The sequence below is a fragment of the Nitrosospira sp. CT genome, from assembly GCF_059489795.1.
The window spans coordinates 75,666-84,566 of record NZ_JCAHZJ010000009.1; the positions used below are offsets into that span (position 1 = coordinate 75,666).

12 protein-coding genes are annotated in these 8,901 nt (G+C 53.3%); 4 read left to right on the forward strand and 8 right to left on the reverse strand.

Annotation, left to right across the window (positions count from 1 at the left end; all coding sequences use genetic code 11):
* Nucleotides 1-39 precede the first annotated feature (39 nt).
* From sixA to rsmI, 3 genes are all read right to left on the reverse strand, one after another.
* Complete coding sequence (gene sixA / locus AC52W5_RS02230; RefSeq protein WP_495669806.1) at nt 40-510, reverse strand: phosphohistidine phosphatase SixA; 471 nt, start codon at nt 508-510, stop codon at nt 40-42.
* Nucleotides 511-821: 311 nt separating this feature from the next.
* Nucleotides 822-1,061 (reverse strand): thioredoxin family protein, encoded by a 240-nt coding sequence (locus AC52W5_RS02235; RefSeq protein ID WP_074748058.1) that lies wholly within the window; start codon nt 1,059-1,061, stop codon nt 822-824.
* 158 nt (nt 1,062-1,219) lie between these two features.
* The gene (rsmI, locus tag AC52W5_RS02240; RefSeq protein ID WP_495669807.1) at nt 1,220-2,092 is read right to left on the reverse strand and encodes a 16S rRNA (cytidine(1402)-2'-O)-methyltransferase; all 873 of its coding nucleotides are present in this window, start codon (nt 2,090-2,092) and stop codon (nt 1,220-1,222) included.
* A gap of 127 nt (nt 2,093-2,219) precedes the next feature.
* On the opposite strand from rsmI, the gene AC52W5_RS02245 reads away from it, so the two are divergent.
* The 3 genes from AC52W5_RS02245 (at nt 2,220) to AC52W5_RS02255 (ending at nt 4,786) form a co-directional block, all read left to right on the forward strand.
* Complete coding sequence (locus AC52W5_RS02245; protein WP_495669808.1) at nt 2,220-2,579, forward strand: YraN family protein; 360 nt, start codon at nt 2,220-2,222, stop codon at nt 2,577-2,579.
* Nucleotides 2,580-2,793: 214 nt separating this feature from the next.
* Entirely contained in the window at nt 2,794-3,396 is a 603-nt protein-coding gene (locus tag AC52W5_RS02250) for a BON domain-containing protein (protein ID WP_495669809.1), read from the forward strand.
* Nucleotides 3,397-3,418: 22 nt separating this feature from the next.
* Entirely contained in the window at nt 3,419-4,786 is a 1,368-nt protein-coding gene (locus tag AC52W5_RS02255) for an FAD-binding oxidoreductase (RefSeq protein WP_495669810.1), read from the forward strand.
* A gap of 81 nt (nt 4,787-4,867) precedes the next feature.
* Here AC52W5_RS02255 and AC52W5_RS02260 read toward each other — a convergent pair whose 3' ends face one another.
* The 4 genes from AC52W5_RS02260 to AC52W5_RS02275 all read right to left on the reverse strand — a co-directional run bounded on the left by AC52W5_RS02260 (nt 4,868) and on the right by AC52W5_RS02275 (nt 7,816).
* A complete protein-coding gene (locus AC52W5_RS02260) occupies nt 4,868-5,485 on the reverse strand; it encodes an SCO family protein (protein WP_074973723.1) in 618 nt (205 codons plus the stop codon).
* Nucleotides 5,486-5,494: 9 nt separating this feature from the next.
* Nucleotides 5,495-6,391: a heme o synthase gene (cyoE, locus tag AC52W5_RS02265; protein ID WP_074973721.1), complete on the reverse strand. Its 897-nt coding sequence runs from the start codon at nt 6,389-6,391 to the stop codon at nt 5,495-5,497.
* A gap of 128 nt (nt 6,392-6,519) precedes the next feature.
* A complete protein-coding gene (locus tag AC52W5_RS02270) occupies nt 6,520-7,125 on the reverse strand; it encodes an SCO family protein (RefSeq protein ID WP_495669811.1) in 606 nt (201 codons plus the stop codon).
* On the reverse strand, nt 7,103-7,816 hold the full coding sequence (locus tag AC52W5_RS02275; protein WP_495669812.1) for an SURF1 family protein: 714 nt from the start codon (nt 7,814-7,816) through the stop codon (nt 7,103-7,105). Before AC52W5_RS02275 ends, AC52W5_RS02270 begins: the two co-directional genes overlap by 23 nt.
* A 63-nt stretch (nt 7,817-7,879) precedes the next feature.
* On the opposite strand from AC52W5_RS02275, the gene AC52W5_RS02280 reads away from it, so the two are divergent.
* Complete coding sequence (locus AC52W5_RS02280) at nt 7,880-8,068, forward strand: twin transmembrane helix small protein (RefSeq protein WP_074973715.1); 189 nt, start codon at nt 7,880-7,882, stop codon at nt 8,066-8,068.
* Nucleotides 8,069-8,107: 39 nt separating this feature from the next.
* Here AC52W5_RS02280 and AC52W5_RS02285 read toward each other — a convergent pair.
* The coding region (locus AC52W5_RS02285) for a cytochrome c oxidase subunit 3 (protein WP_495669813.1) at nt 8,108-8,901 on the reverse strand (794 nt) is incomplete at its 5' end.

An 8,901-nucleotide genomic window follows, 5' to 3' on the forward strand; every position in this document is an offset into this window, starting at 1 on the left:
AGTACCAGGTAGGACCCCGAAACCTTGCGAAGACAGCGCTTATCGATCTCCTGCTTGCAGCGTGTCGGGAGAAACGACGGCTTGGAGCAGTAACTCCCCGAGATTATGGTTCCCTTTTTTCTGCGCGAACCACCATATCGAACCTTTCCGGATGGTCCATTGCGCGGGATCACCTGACATGAGCAAAGCGGCAACTTCTCCGAGCGTAGGCTGATGACCTACCACGAGCACCGCACCTTTCGCATCGGGCCATCCTGCTGCCTTCAGAACCGCCTTCGGGGAAACACCGGGACCGATTTCACTGACCGTCTCAAAATCTTTGTCGAGTGCGGAAGCCGTCTGCTGGGTACGCTGGGTTGGGCTGACGACGATGCGGGTGTTCTTCGGCAGCCGGGGCTTGAGCCAGGCGGCCACGAGGTCAGCCTGTTTTCGCCCTTTATCGGTAAGTTCCCGTGCACTATCGGGAATGCCCTCCTCAGCCTCGGCATGACGCCACAATATGAGCTCCATGAGCTTCTCCTGAGAGCTGTTGTAATATTTGGAAGTATAGAGGAGATTCAGTGCTTGTCGCGTTCATATTAGGAGTAGCATCTGAATCAGAACAAGATGAGGTTCTGTTACCGTCACCCCTGGGCACGTACCGAAGCGGAATGCGAGGCGAATCGAACCGGTTGTTTGACGAACTGATTGTAACGCGGCGATTGCCGCGGATCGGAACCCAATCGGGACAGACACGGGAGTAGCAGATATTACTCCCTGGGTTACCGGCAGCTATAGGGCGGGCGGTTTGTTGGCGGGCATAGTGCCCGCCGTCTTCTCGATTAGGACTTCAACGCCGACATGGGGGCGCCAAAGTTGATGTGGAAAGGTGCTCCGTTGATTACCAGGGCGGGAACAGACTTAACGCCAGCCGCTTCGGCAGCCGCGATCTTGTCCTTTTGCTCGCCAAGATGTACGAGTTCAACCTCGTAGCGATCGGGATCCAAGGCTTCAGCAATCTGATGCTCGGCCTCGACACATACGGGACAGCCAGCGTGATAGAAGGTAGCAGGTGTTTTCATAGTCGATCTCTCCAAAAAAATAAATATCGATGGGGAACTGCCCCACTCGCACCACCAATGACGGTGGTCATGCGAGCCCGACATTATAAACGCGGGCTCATCCTTGTGCCAGCGCTCACCCATTGAGGAACCGGAAGTAACTGTACCATATCGATCTTTCAGGAATCTGGATGAGGCTGAAGTGAGAGTGCCAGTGAATAAAGTCTGTTTTTACTTTCGCCGCTGATTTCCGCAGCCAGTCTCACCGCCTGCTTGAGGGGCAATTCGTGCATCAGCAGCTGAAGTGTGCTGCGTGCCTGCTCGCTCAACTCGGCCTCCTTCGGAGGTTCAGCCCCCGTCAAAATGAGTACGAACTCGCCCTTGCGGCGATCGGAATCAGCCTCCAGCCAGGCAAGTGCATCACCCAGGTCGCAGCCATGAATGGTCTCGAACACCTTTGTCAGTTCCCTGGCAAATATAATCCTGCGATCCCTTTCGAATACCTCCGTCATATCCGCTATACACTCTAGAATACGATGTGGCGCTTCGTAAAATATGAGGCTGTAGGGATGCGGCTTCAGGTTGGCAAGCGTCCGGCGCCGCGGGCCACTGCTGGTCGGGAGGAAACCGTAAAACAGAAAATGCGGATTGGATATGCCCGCAACGGACAGGGCGCATGTTGCCGCGTTGGGGCCTGGAATCGGCACGACTTTGAAACCCTGCTCCCGCACAAACCTGACGATAAGCCCACCTGGATCCGAGATTGCCGGAGTGCCCGCGTCGGTGACCATGGCGATCGTTTTGCCTTGCGAAAGAAGCCCGGCAACTTTTGTAAATAACGCACTTTCGTTGTGGCGGTGCAGGGCGAATAGCGTTTTTGAGATGGCGTAGCGTGTAAGCAGATGCTTTGTCGTACGGGTGTCCTCCGCCGCAACGACATCAACCGCTGCAAGCACATCAAGGGCTCTCAATGTGATATCGCGCAGGTTGCCTATGGGTGTAGCGACAACGTATAACGTAGCGGGGATTACAGTTGCTTTAGATTGGTCCATGCAAGCGATTTCCACAGGCTCTGTTCTGAGGATGATTACCAATGACTGGATTTTAAAATATCCATGGCGTTTGATTCCCCATGCAAAATGGGGTTGGAATTGATGCATTTTGCAAGGATAGCGGGAAATGAACCTTAGGTTGAAGGGGAATCAGGCCGAGCGGAACGCGGAAGCGTTTCTTGCTGGGCACAAGCTTGTGCTGGTACAAAGAAACTACCGGTGCCGTTTTGGTGAAATTGATCTCATCATGCGCGATGGGGAAACTCTCGTGTTTGTCGAAGTGCGGATGCGTACGAACCAGAATTTTGGGGACGCAGGCTCCAGTATCACTTTATCGAAACAACGCAAGGTGGTGCGTGCAGCCCGGCATTATCTGCTCTCGCTGAGAACCGAGCCCTGTTGCCGCTTCGACGCCGTGTTGTTATCCGGCACTGATGGGAGTGACATCGAATGGATCAGGAACGCTTTTGATGGTAACTATCCATAATAACTGGTTGCGACGTTAGACGCATGACCTCGCTGGCATGGGCGCTCATTCCGTTTGAAATATTCTTTTTTTAAAGGCATCATTTTACTGGTTTCCCGAGATGCCTGTGGCGTGACCCTGAGCTTTCAACGCGCCGCTTGCCGTAGCCGGGATCCCGATATATCTTTAGTGGAGATGCATATTATTGTACGTTTATCGTTTATTGGGGAAATCGATGCAATATCTTGATTTGAAATCGCTCTTGCTGGTTTTTTTCCTGCTTCCGTTTTTGTCTGCCTGCGGCCTGATAGCCGCCGGGGGGATGGCCGCCGGGATCGGAACCGGAGTTGCAATGTCGCAGGACCGCCGTACAAGTGGTATGTTTGTAGAGGATGAGAGTATCGAGTTTAGAAGCGGGCAGCGTATCAGTGAGAAATTCAGCTCGGACGTTCATGTGAACATCACCAGTTTCAACCGGAACGTCCTGCTCACCGGCGAGGCGCCTTCTGAAACAATAAAAGAAGAAATTGGCAATCTCGTGAGCAATGTTGAAAACGTGCGTGATGTAACCAATGAAATTACCGTCGGCAGCCCAAGCTCGTTTACCTCTCGTGGCAATGACACACTGACCACTTCTCTGGTGAAGGGGCACTTTATGGATTCGGGTCGGTTTCAGGCCAACCACGTCAAGGTTGTCACCGAGGACGGCATTGTCTATTTGCTTGGACTTGTAAAGGGAGAGGAAGCGGAGAATGCTGAAGATCTGGCCAAGCGGGTCGACGGTGTCAAGAAGGTGGTGAAGGTGTTCGAGTATATGGATTCCGCACCCGTGGAATGATCTGTCTTTTCGCACATCCTTGATGCTTTCTGCCACACATATTGCGCAGCTCGGCAAGCTGTTTCCACCAGATCGGGTCTATACCGATCCGGTGGATTGTTATGCGTATGCGTACGATAATACTCGGAAGGTTTTTCCGCCCGATGCCGTGGTATTTCCGTTGTCTGCCCTGGAAGTTCAGGCAGCAGTGAGATTCTGTAACGAGACCAGGATCCCGCTTGTACCTCGGGGGCGAGGCACCGGCACCTCGGGCGGCAGCCTTCCGGAATCCGGTGGAATTGCGTTATCGATGGAACGGATGGTGCACATCATCAAGGCTGATCCTGCCAATCGCGTACTCGTTGCTGAGCCGGGGGTCATCAACCAGACAGTGCAGGATATTGCAAGAACGCATGGTTTCTTCTGGCCCCCGGACCCTTCCAGTGCGGCTTTTTCGAGTATAGGGGGAAACCTTGCGACCTCCGCCGGTGGACCGCACGCGGTAAAGTACGGAACCACCCGCGATCATGTACTGGGAGTGGAGGCAGTTACCGGCAAGGGCGAAGTGATCCGGACGGGCTGCTATACGACCAAGGGCGTCGTGGGATACGACCTCACCCGGCTTCTGATTGGCTCCGAAGGTACACTGGCAGTTATTACCGAAGCCACCCTCAAGCTCACCCCGCTTCCCCAGGCACTGGGAGGCGTGACAGCCTATTATAGCGACCTTGCCGGCTGCACCAACGCCATTGTCCGGATCATGGCGCTTCCGCAGACTCCCAGTGCGCTGGAGTTTCTCGATGCCGGCTCCCTGAATCTGATCAGGGGACGCTTCCCCGGTATGCTTCCTGCCGATGCGCGGGCCATGCTGATGATCGAAGTGGATGGTACCGAGCACTCAGTCGTAGAGTCACGTGACGCTGTTCTCAGGGCTTGCGGGGGCAACGGATTAATTCAGGCCACCCCAACGGCAGATGCTACAACGCTGTGGCGAGCCAGAAAAACATTATCGCCGTTATTGAGAGATATTGCGCCAAAAAAAATCAATGAGGACGTAGTCGTGCCAGTTTCGGCTCTGCCAGAGTTTCTGCTGGGACTCACCAAATTGAGCGCGAAGCATCGCCTTTCCAACGTCAATTTTGGTCATGCCGGAAACGGCAATATTCATGTCAACTTGCTGGTGAATCCGGAGTCCGCGGACGAGATGCAGCGGGCGGAAATGTGCCTGAACGAGATATTCGACCTTGTAATCGAACTCAATGGCACCTTGTCAGGAGAGCACGGTGTGGGCAGCGAGAAAAGAGCTTATATCGGAAAAGAAATCGATCCTGCCACCATGGAGCTCATGAAGGAAATCAAACGCGTGTTTGATCCCAATAACATTCTTAATCCCGGGAAATTGTTTCCATAGGGATGTCTGGCTTGCGGATCGGCAACGAGAACATCGCCGTATTTGTTCAATTATTCAATTCGATACCAGCAAAACGCCTTTCTAATCCGAAGTTTTCAGGAGTTGGGAGATATCATGTGCGAAGACATCAGCGCCTTTGTCATTGCTGACGTATAGTCGCAATTTCCCCTTTGTATCGTAGATGTAGGTTCCGGTGGAGTGGTCCACGCTGTCATGCTGGTGGGCGCCGCCTTGCTGTTTCTGGTAGACGACGTTAAATTCTTTCGTGGTCTTCTTTATCGCGCGTTCGTCGCCATACAGGCCGAGGAAGCTGGGATTGAAGGCAGACAGGTAGGCCTTGAGAACTTCAGGGCGGTCGCGCTCGGGATCGACTGTAATAAACAGTACCTGCACACGCGCTGCATCAGCGCCCAGCATATCCATCGCCGCCGCAAGATTGGCCATAGTCGCAGGGCAGGCATCAGGACAGTGAGTGTAGCCGAAAAATACCGTGACGACCTGGCCCTTGAAGTCGGCAAGGGCTCGCATCTTCCCGTTGTGATCGGTGAGGTTGAAATCCTTGCCGAAATCGGCGCCGGTGATGTCCGTCGAAAGAAACGCCGGCTTTTCCGTCTTGCTACATGCTGAAAGGAGCGGCGCCATCAATAGCGCCGCTGCCAACCATACTACAAGGTTGTAATAGTGCGGCCAATGCCTCACGCATGCCCCTTAGAAACGTATGTAATGGTCTACCAGCAGTACGGCAAACAACGCTGCCAGATAAATGATCGAGTAGCGAAACGCGCTTCGGGCCAATTGATCACTGTAGCTGAGGTAGATTTTTATTGCATAGTATAAAAATATCGCATCCAGCACTATCGCGCCGACCAGATAGATAAGCCCGCTCATTTGGGTGGCATAGGGCATCAATGTCACCGCGATGAGTATCAGCGTGTACAGCAGAACATGCAGGCGCGTAAATTTGTCGCCGTGGGTTACCGGCAGCATCGGCATGCCGACCTTTGCATATTCCAGTTTCCGATAGAGTGCAAGCGCCCAGAAATGAGGCGGCGTCCATGCAAAAATAATCAGAAATAAAAGCAGGGCGTCAGCCGACACTTCACCCGTTACCGCAGCCCAGCCCAGAACTGGCGGCATTGCGCCGGAAGCCCCGCCGATGACGATATTTTGCGGGGTCATCGGCTTCAAGATCACAGTGTAGATAATCGCATAGCCGACAAAGGTCCCAAGCGTGAGCCACATGGTCAGCGGATTGACCAGTTGATGCAGTATCAGCAGACCCGCGCCGCCGACAAGCGCCAGGAACACAAAGGTTTCAGGCGAGGTAACGGTGCCGCGAGGCAGCGGACGCCCACGCGTGCGGGCCATGACCGCATCGATTTTCTGCTCGACAAGGCAGTTGACCGCTGCGGCAGCGCCGGCAACGAACGCTATCCCCACGGTGGCAAAGATGAGCGTATCCAGGGGTACAACGCCCGGAACGGCCAGAAACATGCCTATAACGGCTGTAAAAACAATAAGCGATACAACTCGCGGCTTGGTTAACCGGTAAAACTGCTGCACACGCGAAGCAGTTTGCTGCCAAGCAATACTCGTTGTAGCCATAACGTTTCGTCTCCTAATTATCGCGGGTTCGGCGCCCGCCGTTTCGACAAATCAATGTGAATCATGACTGGTCTATGTGCAGGAGCAGTCTCTGCTGCTCACACCCATTCAGTTGCCGCATCTTTCATTCAGTGTTTCATATCCGTACCCATTGCGTGTTCCAGTTGGGATACCTTGAGCAGCCGCTTGATGTCTTTCGCCATCTTTCCAGGGTCAGGATCCTTTGGAAACCGCATCATCAGGTTTCCAATGGGGTCTATCAGATAAATATGATCATGCTGTGAACCGGGGGCCGGAACCTCCTTGAGCAACTCACTGTTTTTCGCCAGGATGACATGCATTCCCTCGTAGTCGCTCAGCACTTCGGGGGAAGGCTTCTGCTCGTCATCGATCAGCCACAACCGCTCGATGCGATCCATTTCGGTGTTTTGATAGGTACGCACCTGACGCATGTAATAGAGCTTCTTCTGGCATTGCTCGTCACAAGCACCCGAGTCGATCGACATCAGCACCCACTTGCCGCGAAGGTCGCGCATGCGAAAAATTGTCCGGTCCGCGTCGTTCAGCCCTGTCCCTTTCAATTGCCTGACCTCGATCAGATCCCCGTAATTTACGGACTGAGGCCGCACATTCCAGAAATACAGTGTATAGGAGGCTATAAAGGGCGCGCTCAATACCAGCGCCAGCAGTATCAGCGTCCGTCTATTCTTTCTAGTAACGCTCTCGTTTGACACTTAGCACCAGATAAATAATCAATACGGCGAGAGCCATCGCAAACCATTGGAAGGCATACCCGATATTTTTGGCCGAGCCGGAATCAGGCCGAACCCATTCCCGCACCAAACCATCATTCGTTTGATCTTTCTGCAGGATCATCACCGGCTGTAGTTTCAAGCCAGTGCTGCTTCGATAACGTTCGAGGTCCAGATTTTCCCATACCTGGCCTGCTACCTGATCGGGAGACAATTCCAGGGTTTTTTGCATTGCTGTCGTTGCAATGCCCGAAACGAAAATCTTTCCACTTGGTGTAGCCACTTCCGGCAATTTACTCCGATCGCGGCTTGCCGCTATCCATCCCCGGTTTACCAGAACGTGCATCTCACTGTTGCCGATTCTCAATGGAGTTACAATCTGATAGCCCGCGATACCCTTGTATATCTTGTTATCAAGATAAATCGTGTGTCCCGGCACGTATTCGCCCCGTGCTTCAACCTGATGATATTGAAAATCTTCAAGCTTTACCGGGTGATCAGGGAGCGTAATTGCCGGCTCCTGTGAAAGACGGTCGAGCCGCTCCTGCCGGGATTCCTTTTCCTGCGCTCGCGAGAGCTGCCAGTTACCGAGTTGCACCATAACCGTTATCACAGCTATTGCAGCTACTGTTGACCATAATCGTGGCGTAAAACGCCAGCCTGAAATAGTCATTGGATAGGATGCGAAACTCGGCTAAACTTCTTCCTGAAGACCTAACAATTCCGGGATAAAGCCTTGAAAATCGTTATCGTACTGCTTCTGTTTCTCATATTTGCCAGCTTGGGATCCGCGCTCTATTATCTGGTCAAGGACAAGGGAAATGACACACGTGTTGTCAAGTCCCTGACCTTGCGTATTGGATTGTCGCTTTTTCTGTTCACCCTTCTGATGGTTGGAACCTACTTCGGCTTTATTCCACTTTGAACCAGGATGCTCTTCATCCTGGTTATCTGGCTGCCCTTCTTATATCAGCCAGTATACAAAAATGAACAGTCCCAACCAGACTACGTCCACGAAGTGCCAGTACCAGGCGACGCCTTCAAAGCCGAAGTGATTCTCGGGTGAAAAATGGCCCTTCAGCACGCGGCACCAGATGACGAACAACATAATGGAGCCGACCGTCACGTGGAAGCCGTGGAAACCGGTCAGCATGAAGAATGAGGCGCCATAGGCTCCGGTGGAGAGCTTGAGGTTCATCTCCGAATAGGCGTGGCTGTATTCGTAAGCCTGCAGGCCCACGAACAGAAACCCTAGGGCGAACGTGAGGAACAACCCCAGTTTGAGCTGCCCGCGCTTGTTCAGCTTCAGTGCCCAATGCGCCCACGTGACTGTCACGCCCGAGGTCAGCAGGAGCAGGGTATTGATCGCGGGGAGACCCCAGGGTCCCATGGGCATGAATTTCTCCTGGATGCCAGGACCGGCTGTGGGCCAGTCGGCGGTAAAGTCCGGCCACAGTATTTTGTTATCCAGGTCGCCGAGGTCGGGGATGGAATGCATGCGCATATAGTATAGCGCGCCAAAAAAAGCGCCGAAAAACATGACTTCCGAGAAAATAAACCAGCTCATCCCCCAGCGGAAGGATTTATCGACCTGCTTGTTGAATTTGCCACTCTCGCTTTCACCGGCCACGGTACCAAACCATCCAAACATCATGTAGACGAGTATGGCAAAGCCTGTCGCCAGCAATCCGTAACCCAGGGGAATCCGGTTGACCGACAAGGCCGCACCGAATCCCATGAATAACAGCGCTAGTGACC

What these genes read in the sequence shown, in the direction of transcription:
- sixA (WP_495669806.1), bottom strand. Translation starts at nt 510, where the DNA reads ATGGAGCTCATATTGTGGCGTCATGCCGAGGCTGAGGAGGGCATTCCC.
- AC52W5_RS02235 (WP_074748058.1), bottom strand. Translation starts at nt 1,061, where the DNA reads ATGAAAACACCTGCTACCTTCTATCACGCTGGCTGTCCCGTATGTGTC.
- rsmI (WP_495669807.1), bottom strand. Translation starts at nt 2,092, where the DNA reads ATGGACCAATCTAAAGCAACTGTAATCCCCGCTACGTTATACGTTGTC.
- AC52W5_RS02245 (WP_495669808.1), top strand. Translation starts at nt 2,220, where the DNA reads ATGAACCTTAGGTTGAAGGGGAATCAGGCCGAGCGGAACGCGGAAGCG.
- AC52W5_RS02250 (WP_495669809.1), top strand. Translation starts at nt 2,794, where the DNA reads ATGCAATATCTTGATTTGAAATCGCTCTTGCTGGTTTTTTTCCTGCTT.
- AC52W5_RS02255 (WP_495669810.1), top strand. Translation starts at nt 3,419, where the DNA reads ATGCTTTCTGCCACACATATTGCGCAGCTCGGCAAGCTGTTTCCACCA.
- cyoE (WP_074973721.1), bottom strand. Translation starts at nt 6,391, where the DNA reads ATGGCTACAACGAGTATTGCTTGGCAGCAAACTGCTTCGCGTGTGCAG.
- AC52W5_RS02275 (WP_495669812.1), bottom strand. Translation starts at nt 7,816, where the DNA reads ATGACTATTTCAGGCTGGCGTTTTACGCCACGATTATGGTCAACAGTA.